The 15,393-nt window shown below is 59.6% G+C and carries 11 protein-coding genes; all 11 read left to right on the top strand.

Features of this window, described 5'->3' with window-relative positions:
• Positions 1 to 15 precede the first annotated feature (15 nt).
• The 11 genes from AACX78_RS07170 to AACX78_RS07220 all read left to right on the top strand — a co-directional run bounded on the left by AACX78_RS07170 (position 16) and on the right by AACX78_RS07220 (position 15,343).
• Positions 16 to 528: an OmpH family outer membrane protein gene (locus tag AACX78_RS07170; protein WP_034523884.1), complete on the top strand. Its 513-nt coding sequence runs from the start codon at positions 16 to 18 to the stop codon at positions 526 to 528.
• A 3-nt stretch (positions 529 to 531) separates the two neighbouring features.
• Positions 532 to 1,551: a UDP-3-O-(3-hydroxymyristoyl)glucosamine N-acyltransferase gene (gene lpxD, locus AACX78_RS07175; protein ID WP_042467152.1), complete on the top strand. Its 1,020-nt coding sequence runs from the start codon at positions 532 to 534 to the stop codon at positions 1,549 to 1,551.
• 24 nt (positions 1,552 to 1,575) lie between these two features.
• The gene (gene fabZ, locus AACX78_RS07180) at positions 1,576 to 2,037 is read left to right on the top strand and encodes a 3-hydroxyacyl-ACP dehydratase FabZ (RefSeq protein ID WP_005312091.1); all 462 of its coding nucleotides are present in this window, start codon (positions 1,576 to 1,578) and stop codon (positions 2,035 to 2,037) included.
• 5 nt (positions 2,038 to 2,042) lie between these two features.
• Positions 2,043 to 2,834, top strand: coding sequence for an acyl-ACP--UDP-N-acetylglucosamine O-acyltransferase (gene lpxA / locus AACX78_RS07185; protein ID WP_021139730.1), 792 nt, complete (start codon positions 2,043 to 2,045; stop codon positions 2,832 to 2,834).
• Positions 2,827 to 3,966, top strand: coding sequence for a lipid-A-disaccharide synthase (gene lpxB, locus AACX78_RS07190; protein WP_159165781.1), 1,140 nt, complete (start codon positions 2,827 to 2,829; stop codon positions 3,964 to 3,966). The genes lpxA and lpxB overlap by 8 nt, the downstream gene beginning before the upstream one ends.
• Before the next feature lie 80 nt (positions 3,967 to 4,046).
• Positions 4,047 to 4,637: a ribonuclease HII gene (rnhB, locus tag AACX78_RS07195; RefSeq protein ID WP_005312094.1), complete on the top strand. Its 591-nt coding sequence runs from the start codon at positions 4,047 to 4,049 to the stop codon at positions 4,635 to 4,637.
• Positions 4,638 to 4,675: 38 nt separating this feature from the next.
• Entirely contained in the window at positions 4,676 to 8,155 is a 3,480-nt protein-coding gene (gene dnaE / locus AACX78_RS07200) for a DNA polymerase III subunit alpha (protein WP_159167473.1), read from the top strand.
• Between the two features lie 16 nt (positions 8,156 to 8,171).
• On the top strand, positions 8,172 to 9,122 hold the full coding sequence (accA, locus tag AACX78_RS07205) for an acetyl-CoA carboxylase carboxyl transferase subunit alpha (RefSeq protein ID WP_159165782.1): 951 nt from the start codon (positions 8,172 to 8,174) through the stop codon (positions 9,120 to 9,122).
• A 403-nt stretch (positions 9,123 to 9,525) separates the two neighbouring features.
• Positions 9,526 to 11,073, top strand: coding sequence for a lysine decarboxylation/transport transcriptional activator CadC (gene cadC / locus AACX78_RS07210; protein ID WP_159165783.1), 1,548 nt, complete (start codon positions 9,526 to 9,528; stop codon positions 11,071 to 11,073).
• Between the two features lie 726 nt (positions 11,074 to 11,799).
• Positions 11,800 to 13,134 carry a cadaverine/lysine antiporter gene (gene cadB, locus AACX78_RS07215; protein ID WP_005312099.1) on the top strand — a complete coding sequence of 445 codons (1,335 nt, stop codon included), beginning with the start codon at positions 11,800 to 11,802 and terminating at the stop codon, positions 13,132 to 13,134.
• 76 nt (positions 13,135 to 13,210) lie between these two features.
• Positions 13,211 to 15,343: a lysine decarboxylase CadA gene (locus tag AACX78_RS07220; protein ID WP_059112115.1), complete on the top strand. Its 2,133-nt coding sequence runs from the start codon at positions 13,211 to 13,213 to the stop codon at positions 15,341 to 15,343.
• Positions 15,344 to 15,393: the final 50 nt, after the last annotated feature.

Raw genomic sequence — 15,393 nt, forward strand, 5'->3', positions numbered from 1 at the left:
GAACAAGGAGTTAGTGTGAATAAAGCGTTGAAAGTAGCTGGTTTGAGTTTTGCACTGATGGCTGCCGGCATGGGCTCCGCCTTGGCTGACACCAAGATCGCCGTGGTCGACATGGGCGAAGTATTCCAAAAGCTGCCCCAGCGTGAAGCTGTTTCCAAGAAGCTGAAAGGTGAATTCGAGCCGCGCATGCGTGAGCTGCAGAAGCTGGAATCCGACGGTCAGAAACTGGTCGAGAAGTTCAAGAAGGATGAAGCCTTCATGAGCGCCGATCAGAAGAAGCAGAACCAGGAAAAACTGGCCAAGCTGCAGATGGAGTTCAACCAGAAGCGTCAAGCGTTTGAGCAGGACAACGGTCGTCGTCAGTCTGAAGAGCGCAACAAGATCCTGACCAAGGTACAGGCTGCCATCGATTCCATCGCCAAGAGCAATGGCTATGATCTGGTGCTTGAGCGCAATGCTGCGCCCTATGCCGCCAGCAAGCTGGACATCTCTGCCCAGGTTATTTCTCAGGTAAGCAAGAGCAACTAATTGATGGCATTCACTCTCGCACAGCTGGCCCAGCAACTGGGGGCCGAGATCCATGGCGACGGAACCCTGGAAATCCGCAAGGTAGCGACACTGGAAAAGGCCGGGGAGGGGGATATCACCTTCCTGTCCAATAAAAAGTACCGGCATTATCTGGAGCAGAGCAAGGCCTCGGCCGTGCTCATTACAGAAGCGGATCTGCCATTTTGTCCCACCAATGCCCTGGTACTCAAAGACCCCTATGTGGGGTTTGCCCGGGTAGCCCAACTGCTGGACACCACACCGCAGCCGGCCACGGATATCCATCCGAGCGCCGTCATTGCGGCTGACGTGCAACTGGGCGAGAGAGTGGCTATCGGGGCCAATGCAGTGATCGAATCCGGCGTCGTGCTGGGGGATGACGTACGCATAGGCCCTGGCTGTTTTGTTGGCAAGAATACCCGACTGGGAGCGCGCTCCCGGTTGTGGGCCAACGTCACCCTGTATCACAACATCACCATGGGTTCCGACTGTCTGGTTCAATCCGGCACAGTGATCGGGGCCGATGGGTTCGGTTATGCCAATGAGCGTGGCGAGTGGATCAAGATCCCCCAGCTCGGTGGCGTGACCATCGGCAACCGGGTCGAGATTGGTGCCTGCACCACCATAGACCGCGGCGCGCTGGAAGATACCCGCATCGCGGATAACGTCATCATCGACAACCAGTGCCAGATCGCCCACAACGTCGAGATCGGCTACGGCACCGCCGTGGCAGGCTCCACCGTGATGGCTGGTAGTCTCAAGGTCGGCAAATACTGTATCATTGGCGGCGCCTCCGTCTTTAACGGGCACATGGAGATCTGCGATCAGGCCACCGTTACCGGCATGGCCATGGTGATGCGACCCATTACCGAGCCCGGTGTCTACTCTTCCGGCATCCCTCTGCAAACCAATAAAGAGTGGCGCAAGACCGCCGCCCGGGTGATGCGTATCGAAGAGATGCACAAGCGGTTGAGCAAGCTTGAGAAGAAGCTGGATCAAGAATAATCACGATTGGTATAGGGTACTGTTTTGACTACTGAAAAGAAGAGCCTGGGCATCCAGGAAATCATGGATCTGCTGCCCCACCGTTATCCGTTCCTGATGGTGGATCGGGTCGACGATTACGAGATCAGCGATGAGCGCAAAACCTTGCGTGCCATCAAGAATGTCTCGTTCAACGAGCCGATCTTCCAGGGACATTTCCCGGCCAAGCCGGTGTTTCCCGGCGTACTGATCCTGGAAGCCATGGCGCAGGCCACCGGTATCCTGGCCTTTACCATGGTGGGCAAGCCGTCTCCCAACGAACTCTATTACTTTGCCTCCATCGACAACGCTCGTTTCAAGCGTCCGGTTGGCCCTGGCGATCAGCTGGTGCTCGACGTGGAGTTCCTGAAAGAGCGTCGCGGTATTGCCAAGTTCACCGGTGTGGCCACGGTCAACGGTGAAGTGGTTTGTACCGCCGAGCTGATGTGCGCCAAACGCGAGGTTTAATACACGTGATCGACCAGACTGCCATCATTCACGATACTGCCATCGTCCATGAGTCTGCGGTGATTGGCAAAGGGGTTGAAATCGGCCCCTTTTCCGTCATCGGTGCCGAGGTGGAAATCGGCGACAACACCTGGGTAGGTTCCCATGTGGTGATCAAGGGGCCGGCCAAACTAGGCCGTGGCAACAAGATCTTCCAGCACACCTCCATCGGTGAGGATTGCCAGGACAAGAAGTATGCCGGCGAGCGCACCTTCCTCGAGATTGGCGACAACAACGTCTTTCGCGAGAACTGCACTGTGCACCGCGGCACCATCCAGGATCAATCCCTGACCAGGGTGGGCAGCGGCAACCTCTTTATGGTCAACGTGCACGTTGCCCATGATTGCATCATCGGTGACAACTGCATCTTCGCCAACAACGCGACCCTGGCGGGCCACGTGGTGATAGGTGACTTCGTGATCTTCGGCGGTCTCTCCGCGATCCACCAGTTCGGTCGCGTTGGCTCCCACGCCTTCATCGGTGGCTGCGCCGCCCTGAACAAGGATGTGCCGCCCTACGTGATGGCCGCTGGCAATTACGCCAAGCCGTTCGGGGTCAACTCCGAGGGCCTGCGTCGCCGTGGTTTCAGCGCTGAAGCCATCTCCGCCGTCAAGCGTGCCTACAAAGAGATCTTCCGCTCCGGCAAGACAGTCGAAGAGGTGTTGCCCGTGCTGACAGAGATGGCGGCCACCGAACCGGCCGTCCAGCTCTACGTGGATTTCCTCAAGGACAACGAGCGCGGGATCATCCGTGCCTGATCCCGTTCGCATCGGTATCGTCGCCGGAGAGACCTCCGGCGACATTCTGGCCGCTGGCCTGGTGCGCGAGCTGCAGCGCCGTTATCCGGATGCGCAGTTTGAAGGGATCGCCGGGCCGCGCATGCAGGCCCTCGGCGTCAAGGCCCTGTTCGAGATGGAAGAGCTCTCCGTCATGGGGATCACAGAGGTGCTGGGCCGTCTGCCGCGCATCCTCAAGGTTCGCCGTGAACTGCTGCGCCATTTCATTGCCAATCCACCTGACATCTTCGTCGGGGTGGATGCACCGGATTTCAATATCGGGGTGGAGCTGAAGCTGCGCCGCGCCGGTATCAAGACGGTTCACTATGTCAGTCCCTCTGTCTGGGCCTGGCGTCAGAACCGCATTCACAAGATCAAGGCCGCCACCGACATGGTGCTCGCCTTCCTGCCGTTCGAGAAAGCCTTCTACGATCGCTTCGCTGCCCCTTGCCGGTTCGTGGGTCACACCATGGCCGATGCGATCCCGCTCGAACCGGACCAGGTCGCCGTGCGCCAGGCGCTGGGCATTGACCCGGGCCGACGCTGGCTGGCCGTGTTGCCCGGCAGTCGCACCGCCGAGGTGGGCTTCATGTCACCGGTATTTCTCGAGGCCTGCAAGCGGCTGACGGTACGTTATCCGGATCTCGGCTTTATCGTGCCGCTGGTCAACGAGGCGCGACGGGCGCAGTTCATGGCCATCAAGGCCGAGCTGGCGCCGGATCTCGACATGGTGTTGCTGGAAGGCCAGGGGCGCGAAGCCATGATAGCTGCCGATGCCGTGCTGCTTGCCTCCGGTACCGCTGCGCTGGAAGCCATGCTGGTGAAAAAGCCCATGGTGGTGGGCTACAAGCTCAAACCGTTCAGCTATTGGCTGGCTCAGCGGCTGGTGAAGACCGCCTATGTGTCACTACCCAATCTGCTGGCCGATCAGATGCTGGTGCCGGAGCTTATTCAGCACGAGTGCACCCCGGACAATCTGGTGGATGAAGTCAGCAAGCTGCTGGAACACGACAACCGTGAACTCATCGCCACTTTCACCCGGCTGCACCAGAGCATTCGCTGCAACGCCGATGTGCAGGCCGCGGATGCGGTGGCCGAACTGCTCGGCAGATAACAGGCAGGGTGGCCGATAGCGCTGCGCTCATCTACCCCATGTCAGGCCCTGCGGGGCCTGTTTTGATTCAAGGCTGCAAGATGATGATCGATATTCCCGAAGACAAGCTGGTTGCCGGGGTGGACGAGGTGGGTCGTGGCCCCCTGGTGGGTGACGTGGTCACCGCCGCCGTGATCCTGGATCCGGCCAACCCGATCACCGGGCTCGCCGATTCCAAGAAGCTCTCCGAGAAGAAGCGTCTGGCGCTGTTTGACGAGATCAAGCAGAAGGCGCTGGCCTGGGCCATAGGCCGTGCCAGTCCCGAAGAGATAGACGAGCTCAACATACTGCACGCCACCATGCTGGCAATGCAGCGCGCCGTGGCGGGCTTGTCTATCACCCCTGAGCTGGTCTTTATCGACGGCAACCGTTGTCCAAGCTTGCCGATGGAAGCGCGCGCCGTGGTCAAGGGCGACAGCCTGGTGGCCGCCATCAGCGCCGCCTCGATTCTGGCCAAGGTGACTCGCGATGCGGAGATGACCGAGCTGGACAGCCGTCATCCCGAATATGGTTTCGCCCGTCACAAGGGCTATCCGACCCCTGAGCACCTCGCCATTCTGGCCGAGCGCGGGCCCTTGCCCGCTTATCGCAAGAGTTTCAAGCCGGTGCGCCATGCACTTGGGATCGAATAGCCAATGCATTTCTGTTTGAGCAACGAGAGGGTATGACGATGGCTGAACCCCGTTTTATCCACCTGCGCGTCCACTCCGATTTCTCCATGGTCGATGGTCTGCAGAAGATCAATCCCATCGTCGGAGCCGCTGCGGCCAACAACATGCCGGCGCTGGCCCTGACCGACCAGATGAACATGTGCGGTCTGGTGCGCTTCTATGGCGCCGCCCACGGCAAGGGCATCAAGCCCATCGTCGGGGCCGACTTCTGGGTGCAAAGCAGTGAGCTGGGGGACGAGCAGTTCCGCCTCACTCTGCTGGCCATGGACAATGACGGCTACCAGAACATTACCCTGCTCATCTCCCGCGGTTATCAGCGCGGGCATGTGCAGGGGCGTCCCGTCATCGACAAGGAGTGGCTCACTGATCACGCCAAGGGGGTCATAGTGCTCTCGGGTGGACGGGAGGGGGACGTGGGCAAGTTCCTGCTCAAGGGCAACCGGCAGATGACGGAGTCTTGTCTCGCCTTCTACCAGACCCACTTTCCCGACGCCTACTACCTGGAGCTGCTGCGTACCGGTCGACCCGATGAAGAGGTCTACCTGCACATGGCGGTGGCCATTGCCACCGAGTTCGAGCTGCCGGTGGTGGCCACCAACGAGGTGGTGTTCCTCAACGCCGAGGACTTCGACGCCCACGAGATCCGGGTTGCCATCCACGATGGCTATACCCTGATGGACAAGCGTCGCCCGCGCCGTTACAGCCCGCAGCAGTACCTGCGCAGCCAGGAGGAGATGGCCGAGCTGTTTGCCGACATCCCCGAAGCGCTGGAAAACACGGTGGAGATCGCCAAGCGCTGCAACGTGACTGTGCGTCTGGGTGAATACTTCCTGCCCAATTTCCCGACCGGCGACATGACCACCGAAGACTTTCTGGTGGCCAAATCCAAAGAGGGCCTGGAAGAGCGTCTCACCTTTCTGTTCCCGGATCCGGCCGTGCGCGCCGTCAAGCGCGGCGAGTATGACGAGCGCCTCGAGATCGAGCTGAAAGTCATCAACCAGATGGGCTTCCCGGGTTACTTCCTCATAGTGATGGAGTTTATCCAGTGGTCCAAGGACAACGGCATCCCCGTTGGCCCGGGCCGGGGCTCGGGGGCGGGTTCACTGGTGGCTTACGCGCTCAAGATCACCGACCTCGACCCGCTTGAATTCGACTTGCTGTTCGAACGCTTCCTGAACCCGGAGCGGGTATCCATGCCCGACTTTGACGTCGACTTCTGCATGGACAGACGGGACGAGGTGATCGAGCACGTCTCCGACATGTATGGCCGGGATGCCGTATCCCAGATCATCACCTTCGGCAGCATGGCGGCCAAGGCGGTGGTACGGGACGTGGGCCGGGTGCTGGGCCATGCCTATGGTTTCGTCGATCGCATATCCAAGCTGATCCCGCCTGATCCGGGCATGACCCTGGCCAAGGCATTCGAGGCCGAGCCCAAGCTGCCCGAGCTTTATGAGCAGGACGAGGAGGTCAAAGACCTCATCGACATGGCGCGCCGGCTGGAAGGGGTGGTGCGCAACGCCGGCAAACACGCAGGTGGTGTGGTAATAGCGCCCACCAAGATCACCGACTTTGCGCCGCTTTACTGCGACGACTCCGGCAATCACCCTGTCACCCAGTTTGACAAGAACGATGTGGAATACGCCGGGCTGGTGAAGTTCGACTTCCTGGGGCTGCGTACCCTGACCATCATCGACTGGGCGCTCGGCATGATAAACCCGCGCCTTGTCAAAGAGGGCAAGCCGCCGGTCGACATCGCCGCCATCCCCATCCACGACAAGAAGTCGTTTGATCTGTTGCAGCGGTTCGAGACCACGGCGGTATTCCAGCTCGAATCCCGTGGCATGAAGGATCTCATCAAACGGCTGCAGCCTGACTGTTTCGAAGACATGATCGCCTTGGTGGCCCTGTTCCGTCCGGGCCCGCTCCAGTCGGGCATGGTGGACAACTTCATCGAGCGAAAGCACGGCAAGGAGGCGATCTCCTACCCGGACGAGAAGTGGCAACACGAAAGTCTCAAACCGATCCTTGAACCCACCTACGGCATCATCCTCTATCAGGAGCAGGTGATGCAGATAGCCCAGGTGCTGGCGGGCTACACCCTGGGGGGTGCGGACATGCTGCGCCGGGCCATGGGCAAGAAAAACCCGGCCGAGATGGCCAAGCAGCGATCCGGGTTTGAGGAAGGGGCGGTCAAGAACGGCATCGACGGCGAACTGGCGGTAAAGATCTTCGATCTGGTGGAGAAGTTTGCGGGCTACGGCTTCAACAAATCCCACTCCGCCGCCTATGCGCTGGTCTCCTACCAGACCCTCTGGCTCAAGACCCACTTCCCGGCCGAGTTCATGGCGGCGGTCATGACCGCCGATATGGACAACACCGACAAGATAGTGACCCTGGTGGACGAATGTCAGCGCATGGGGCTTACCGTGATACCGCCTGATGTGAATACCGGTCGCTACCGGTTCAGCGTCAACGAAGATGGCCACATCGTCTACGGCATAGGGGCTGTGAAGGGAGTGGGGGAAGGCCCTATCGACGCCATTCTCAGTGCCCGGGATCAGGACGGGCCGTTTCGCGATCTGTTCGACTTCTGTAACCGGGTCGACATCAAGAAGATCAACAAGCGGGTGATGGAAAAACTCATCCTCTCAGGCGCCATGGACAGGCTCGGTCCTCACCGCGCCGCCCTGATGGCGACGCTGGAAGAGGCGATGCGCGCCGCCGAGCAGCACGCCAAGGCACAGGCCGTGGGTCAGGTCGACATGTTCGGGGTCTTGACCCAGGAGATTGACGACGTCAAGAAGGCGTTCGCCAACGTGCCGCACTGGCCTGACAAGGTGTGGCTGGAAGGGGAGCGGGAGACGCTCGGTCTTTACCTGACCGGTCACCCCATCAACCAGTACAGCGGCGAATTGCGTCGCTACACGTCCGGCCGTCTGTGCGATCTGCATCCCACCTCCCGGGATACGGTTACCACGGCAGCGGGGCTGGTGATCGCGGCCCGCAGCATGGTGACCAAGCGTGGCAACAAGATGGGGATCTTCACCCTGGACGACAGATCCGGCCGTCTGGATGTGACTCTGTTCAGTGAAGCGCTGGAAAAATATGAAGAATTGATGCAAAAAGACCGTATTTTGGTGGTTTCTGGACAGGTCAGCTTTGATGACTTCTCCGGTGGCCTTAAAATGTCGGCCCGTGAATTACTGGATATCAACGATGCGAGGGAGCGTTTTGCCAGGGCAATCCGCATCTCCCTCGATGAACAGCGGATTGATGATCGCTTTTTCCCGCGTTTGTGCGAGATTTTGGAACCCGCCCGTGCCGGAGTCTGTCCGGTTCAGGTAAACTATCGTCGCCCCGGCTCACGGGTGCGATTGACGCTCGGTACCGAGTGGCGGGTGACGCCCACCGATCAACTGATAGATGACTTGCGTGTCCTGCTGGGACGAGAGCGGGTTGAATTGGTTTTTGATTAGAGGATCTATAGGCCCTATGAGTCTTTTTCTGGATTTTGAACAGCCGATTGCCGAGCTGCAGGCGCAGATTGATGAACTCCGTCATGTGAGTGAGCACAACAGTGCTGTCGATCTCAATGAAGACATTCGCCGGCTGGAGAAGAAAAACGAAGAGCTGACCAAGAAGATCTTCGGCGATCTGGGTGCCTGGCAGGTATCCCAGATGGCGCGTCATCCTCAGCGTCCTTACACCCTCGATTATATCGAGCACATCTTCACCGACTTCGACGAGCTGGCTGGCGATCGCGCCTATGCCGATGACAAGGCCATCGTCGGGGGTATCGCCCGTCTCGACGGCGAGCCCGTGATGGTGATTGGTCAGCAGAAGGGTCGCGAGACCAAGGAGAAGATCAAGCGCAACTTCGGCATGCCGCGCCCGGAAGGGTACCGCAAGGCCCTGCGTCTGATGGAGATGGCCGAGCGCTTCAAGATGCCGATCATCACCTTCATCGACACCCCGGGCGCTTACCCAGGCGTGGGTGCCGAGGAGCGTGGTCAGTCTGAAGCCATCGCCCGCAACCTGAAAGTGATGGCCGGTCTGACCGTGCCCGTTGTCTGCACCGTGATCGGTGAAGGCGGCTCGGGTGGCGCCCTGGCTATCGGCGTGGGTGATCGCGTCAACATGCTGCAGTACTCCACCTACTCCGTCATCTCGCCGGAAGGCTGCGCCTCCATACTGTGGAAGAGTGCCGACAAGGCGCCCGTGGCCGCCGATGCCATGGGTATCACGGCCCAGCGCCTGAAAGAGCTCAAGCTCATCGACACCATAGTCGAAGAGCCGCTCGGTGGTGCCCACCGCGATGTGCCCCTGATGGCCCAGCGCCTGAAGGAGCGCCTCAAGCAGGACCTGGATGCCCTGCGTCCGCTCGAGACCGATCAGCTGCTGGAGCAGCGCTACCAGCGCCTGATGGGCTACGGCTACTGCTAAGCCCTGCATGCTTCTCTAAATGGCGTCAAAAGGCCCCTGCATATGCGGGGGCCTTCTTTTTTGGGCGCGGGGAAAGTGCTGTTCATATGGATATCAGTCGGCACCCCGTTTGCCGAAAACCCCTGTGTTGGATCAATTCAGCTGTGGTTAATGGCCAATAAAAGTGGGATCCCGCTCCCGTTTTGCTTAAAGTGGCCCCCTTCCGATCGACCCGATTGGAATGCCCGCAAGGATGCTCTTCAGACGTACGCAGGATGGCCTGGCCAGACTGACTCACAGCGATGTTTACTGATCCGGTTCCCTTTTTTCTGCCACCTCGCACTGGCAGCGCCTTGTTCCGTTCAGTCAGTCCTGGTTTGCGTCACTCTCATTGTGCATTGTCTCCATCTGCAGCGAGTGAATCATGAGCGAATCGGTTTTTGAGATCCACGACTGGACCCTGAGGGTTGACGACAACATGCTGTGTCGCGCCGACCGCGAGGTTTACCTTGAACCCAGACTGGTCAATCTGTTGCGGTTTCTGGCCTGCCATACGGGCACAGTGTTTGGCCGCGATGCCCTGATCAAGGAGGTGTGGGACGGCGCCGAGGTGACCGATCAGGTGGTCACCCAGTCCATCTTTGAGTTGCGCAAGATCCTCAAAGATGGTCGCTTTGATGCGGCCGACTATATCGTTACCGTGCCCAAGCGCGGCTACAAGCTGGTGGCATCGGTGCGGCCGCTGCAGGTGGTTTCCGTGGTGATGGCGGACGAGCAGCCCGCGGTCAATACCGCTCTCTCAGACAACCCGACTCTCTCCGATCTGAGCCCGCCTGCCACGGCCGACGATGACGATGCCCTGCCCAATGTCGCCCCTTTTCCCGCCGGGCCCCTGACCCGCGCCATCTCGACTCACGCCAAGGATGCCCGCAGCCGCTGGAAGATGGTGAGCTTCGATATCTTCGTGGCCGTCATCCTGGTCGCCATCGTCAGCATGCTCAGCTATCAGCACGCCAGCCCCCAGGTCCACGCCATGCTGGATCCCAATTTGCTGGTGTTTCGCTTTCACTCCGGCATGGATGACAACAACGAGAACGTGCGCTTGGCCGATGGCATCACTCGTGCCCTGATGGGGGAGGTGGCTGCGGCTACCCCGCTACGGGTGCAGTACGGCGCCACCAATCTGATGGGGGGCATACTGCCCGGCAAGGAGCTGAGCGTGCGGGTCTCCCGCCAGCCGCGGGGCACCTATCTGGATCTGGAGTATCGCAACATCAATACCAATCGGGTGCTGTTCAGCCACCAGTACCAGCTCAGCCGTCACAAGGTACACGCTGTGCTGCAGGCGAGCAGTCAGGATCTGCTGCGGGCCCTCGATCAGCCGGACGTCTTGCCCGGCATGGGATGGCCCACCGATGATGCCTCCCTGATGGCCATGATGGAGGCGCAGTATTACATCAACAGCCAGGATCCCGTGGCCCTCAAGCGTGGCATAGCGCTGCTCGACAACTCTCTTTTCGTCCAGCCGGATCAGCCGTTGTTGCTGGCAGAGCGCTATCTGGCGGGGGAGGCGCTGGCAACCCTGGCGGGCAAGTCCGAGAGTGAGCATCTGATGGGGATAGGTACTCATCTCGCCAGCGTGGTGCAAAGCGATGGCGTCGTGCCTGCTCGGGTGTGGGAGGCCTTGACCCTGCAAGCCATCCTCAACAACCAGCCTCAGCAGGCGAGTCAGCTGCTGGCGCAGGCCGCCAGCCGTGGCCGCTCCGTACTCTACTACATACTGCAGGGCAAGCTGGCGGAGCTGGATGGCCGCCCCGAGGTGGCGGGAGATGCCTACAGTCAGGCCTTCCTGATGGAGGCGACCGAGCAGACCTATCTGCTCTGCCAGCAGCTCGGTTTCTACAGCAACATGGAGACCCTCACCCCAGCACTGTTCAATGCGCTGGGCCAGAGCAAGGTGAAGCTCTTCTAGCGCCGAAGCGCTTGTTTTCCCTCGGTCGGCACTGTTGCCGGCCGTATCCACAGGCTGCCTTCGGGCGGCCTGTGTCGTTTCTGTCTGCGTCAATCCGTCTGTCTGCCCAAGGGAATAGCCAGTCTGGCTCAGCCCGATTTATCTCCCGCTGCTCATTGTCACCCGCGTTTGACTTGCTCGCCGCATTTGCGCTTGTCCGGCTTTGCGTCATGAGCACTGCTCGCTGCCGCTATTCCACTGTGAGTGCGGGTATGGCCTGCCGGTCACCGGGCACCGGGTATTGCCGCTGAGGTTTGCCTCTGAGCCGGGGTGGTGATGAGAGATGCGGAGGGTCGAACAGGGGTGAGTGGCCACTTGGAGTGATGGTCCGATGGACTTTCGGATGGCCGCAAGGGGAGGGGGCGCAATGGGAGCCTCTTTATCCCGGGTTTATCCCCGGAAAAATATCAAGACGGCGAGATAAGGGGGTTATCAAGGGGCAAAAGCGGGGTGGCCGGATATCAAGGTTTTATCAATATGGCGGTGTGGCTTGATTTCAATTTGCTGTTTTTAAATGGTTTTTTGAAAAGGTGCCGAGGCGGCGAAAAAAGTTGGCTCATATTTTTATCCGTTAGCGGGTCCTTATGTTTTCCGGGGAGGAGAGGCCTAGTCTGTGCCCATTCGTTGGCGGGGCGTTCCGCCAAATGTGTATGTGACGACCCGACCTTTTATAGAACCGGAGATCTTATGTCCCTAGATACGAGCAAGAAGATTGGCCTTATCGCCTGTACTGGTGTGGTGGCCGGCAACATGATGGGGAGCGGCATAGCGCTGCTGCCTTCGGCACTGGCTACCATAGGTTCCATTTCCATTTTTAGCTGGGCCATCTGTCTGGTAGGTGCCATGGGCCTGGCCTTCGTGTTTGCCCGTCTCGCCACCAAGAACCCGCAAGAGGGTGGCCCCATTGCGTACGCTGGCGAGATCTCTCCGGTGTTCGGTTTCCAGACCGGTGTGCTCTATTACCATGCCAACTGGATCGGCAACCTGGCCATCGCCATTACCGGCGTCTCTTACCTGTCGGTCTTCTTCCCCATCCTCAACAACCCTATCCCGGCGGCCATCGCCACCATAGCGGCGGTCTGGATCTTCACCTTCGTCAACCTGCTCGGCGGCAGCTGGGTGAGCCGACTCTGTACCCTGGGTCTGGTGCTGATCCTGCTGCCTGTGGTGGGTACTGCCGTGATGGGGTGGGGGCATTTTGATACCAGCGTCTACAGCCAGAACTGGAACACCACCAGCGGCAGCGACCTGCATGCGGTCATCAGTGCCGTGCTCATCTGCCTCTGGTCTTTCGTCGGCGTGGAATCCGCCGCCGTCTCTTCCGGCATGGTGAAGAACCCCAAGCGCACCGTCCCCCTCGCCACCATGCTGGGCACGGGTATCGCGGGTGTTATCTACATCCTCTCTACCCAGGTGATCAGCGGCATGTTCCCGGCCGGTGAAGTAGCAGCCTCCGGCGCACCGTTTGCCATGGCCTCCTCCGCCATCTTTGGCAACTGGTCTGCTCCCTTCGTGTCTGCCTTTACCGCTTTGGCCTGTTTCACCTCGCTGGGCTCCTGGATGATGCTGGTGGGCGAGGCGGGCAAGCGTGCCGCCAACGACGGCAACTTCCCGAAAATCTATGGTGAGCTGGACAAGAACGGTGTGGCCAAGAAGGGCCTGATCCTCGGCTCCCTCAAGATGACTGCGCTGATGATTGGCCTGACCGCCTTCACCTCCCGGTCCGCTCACGCCGCCGATCTGTTCAACGTGCTGACCACGGATGCTGTGCTGCTGACCATGCTGCCCTACTTCTACTCCAGCATTAACCTCATTCGCTTCGAGGGCATGACCTCCCGCAGTATAGGCACCATGATCTTCTCCGGCGTCGCCTGTGTCTTCTGTCTGGTGGCCCTGATGGGCGCCAAGGGGTCAAACCTTACTGCCACCTTCGTGGTGTCGCTCATCATTCTGATGTTCTACGCCAAAAAACAGGGGCTGCGTCAACACGACGCCCTGCTCAAAGAGCAAGCCAGCCACTAATTCCCTTTTCTTCTTCCGAGCGCTCTTCACTCACCATCCCTGATGGAGAGCGCCCTTTCATGTGTGGAGCATCAAGATGAATATCATTGCCATCCTCAACCACCTGGGCGTTTTCTTTAAAGAAGAACCCATTCGCCAGCTGCAAGCTTCCCTGGAGCGCAAAGGCTTTCAGGTTGTGTACCCGGTCGATGTGGCCGACTTGCTGAAGCTTATCGAGAAGAACCCCCGCGTCTGCGGCGCCATCTTCGACTGGGACAAATATTCACTGGGTCTGTGCAAGGAGATCCACGATCGCAACGAGAAGCTGCCGATCTTCGCCTTCGCCAACGATCAGTCCACCCTGGACATTCACCTGACCGACCTGCGTCTGAACGTCCACTTCTTCGAGTACCGTCTCGGTATGGCCGACGACATCGCCCTCAAGATGGGTCAGGCTACTCAGGCGTATCAGGACGCCATACTGCCGCCCTTCACCAAGGCGCTGTTCAAGTACGTGGAAGAGGGCAAGTACACCTTCTGTACCCCGGGGCACATGGGCGGTACCGCCTTCCAGATGAGCCCGGCCGGCAGCATCTTCTATGACTTCTACGGCCCCAACGCCTTCAAGGCGGATGTCTCCATCTCCATGCCGGAGCTGGGTTCCCTGCTGGATCACTCAGGCCCGCACAAGGAGGCCGAGGAGTACATCGCCCGAACCTTCAATGCCGACCGCTCCTACATAGTCACCAACGGCACCTCCACCGCCAACAAGATTGTCGGCATGTTCTCCGCCCCGGCGGGCAGCACTGTGCTGGTGGATCGCAACTGTCACAAGTCCCTCACTCACCTGATGATGATGAGTGACGTGACCCCTATCTATTTTCGTCCGACCCGCAACGCCTACGGCATTCTGGGGGGGATTCCGCAGAGCGAATTTAGCCGCGAGACCATAGCGGCCAAGGTTGCTGCCACCCCGGGTGCCCAGGCCCCCCGATACGCCGTGATCACCAACTCCACCTACGACGGCCTGCTCTACAACACCGGCTTCATCAAGGAGAGTCTGGATACCCCTTACATCCACTTCGACAGTGCCTGGGTGCCTTACACCAACTTCAGCCCCATCTATGAGGGCAAATGCGGCATGAGTGGCGACGCCATGCCGGGCAAGGTGTTCTACGAAACCCAGTCCACCCACAAGCTGCTGGCGGCCTTCTCCCAGGCCTCGATGATCCACATCAAGGGTGACGTTGAGGAAGAGACCTTCAACGAAGCCTTCATGATGCACACCTCCACATCGCCGCAATACGGCATAGTGGCGTCCACCGAGATCTCCGCCGCCATGATGCGGGGCAACAGCGGCAAGCGTCTGATCAAGGACTCCATCGATCGCGCCGTCTCCTTTCGCAAGGAGATCAAGCGGCTGCGTGATCAGAGCGAAGGCTGGTTCTTCGATGTATGGCAGCCGGACAACATCGACACCGTTGAGTGCTGGAAGCTGGATCCCAAAGATGACTGGCACGGTTTCAACGGCATCGACGATGACCACATGTACCTGGATCCCATCAAGGTCACGCTGCTGACCCCGGGGATGAACCGTCAGGGCGAGCTGCTTGAGCGTGGCCTGCCTGCCTCCCTGGTCTCCAAGTTCCTGGACGAGCGCGGCATAGTGGTGGAGAAGACAGGTCCCTATAACCTGCTGTTCCTCTTCTCCATCGGGATCGATCAGTCCAATGCGATGCAGCTGCTGCGCGCCCTGACCGAGTTCAAGCGTGGCTATGACCTGAACCTGACCATCAAGAGCATATTGCCGAGCCTCTATCGTGAAGACCCGAGCTTCTACGAAGGGATGCGCATTCAGGAGTTGGCCCAGAGCATCCATGATCTGACCTGCAAGTACCGTCTGCCGGAGCTGATGTTCAAGGCGTTCGACGTGCTGCCGGAGATGAAGATGACCCCGCACCTCGCCTGGCAACAGGAGCTGGCGGGCAATCTGGAAGAGGTACCGCTGCGTGACATGGTGAACCGCATCAGCGCCAACATGATACTGCCGTACCCGCCGGGAGTGCCCCTGGTTCTGCCGGGCGAGATGGTAACGGCTGATTCCCTGCCGGTGCTCGAGTTCCTCGAGATGCTGTGCGAGATCGGCGCCCACTACCCGGGCTTCGAGACCGATATCCACGGCCTCTATCGTCAGGCCGATGGCAGCTACACCGTCAAGGTGCTGCGCTAATCAAAGTGACAACAACGGGCCGCAAGGCCCGTTTTTCCCTGCGGTTTTTA

Source organism: Aeromonas sp. 9A, from assembly GCF_963900955.1.
Taxonomy (GTDB): domain Bacteria; phylum Pseudomonadota; class Gammaproteobacteria; order Enterobacterales; family Aeromonadaceae; genus Aeromonas; species Aeromonas salmonicida.